The sequence below is a fragment of the Lyngbya sp. CCY1209 genome (assembly GCF_035615495.1).
Lineage (GTDB): Bacteria > Cyanobacteriota > Cyanobacteriia > Cyanobacteriales > Microcoleaceae > Limnospira.
In genome coordinates this window covers 1-299 of record NZ_JAJENU010000426.1, presented here as the reverse complement: position 1 = coordinate 299, position 299 = coordinate 1, and the positions used below count along the sequence as shown (strand labels likewise).

The following is a 299-nucleotide window of genomic DNA, read 5'->3' as shown; positions in this document are numbered from 1 at the left end:
AGACTCAACCCCATCATCACCGGATGGGCAAGGTATTACTCGGGGGTAGTCTCCAAGGAGATTCTCAGCAAGCTAGACAACATACTCTGGCAACAACTGCGGGCATGGGTAGTATCACGATGCGGAAACGCCAAATATAAAACGCTCAGGAAATACTTCCGAACAGGAAAAGTGATACTGAGTAATGGGAAAGAAAGGAAGGAGAAGTGGATTTTCCAAACTAAGGATGGTCTACGACTGCAACAACATAACTGGACTCCCATTGTCTACCACACGCTGGTCAGACCGAACGCATCGAC

General features: G+C 47.8%; 1 protein-coding gene. It reads left to right on the top strand.

The features are described 5' to 3' along the window. Positions 1 to 299 (top strand): group II intron maturase-specific domain-containing protein (locus tag LKE08_RS12990; protein WP_375341425.1); only part of this gene is annotated, 299 nt, incomplete at both ends.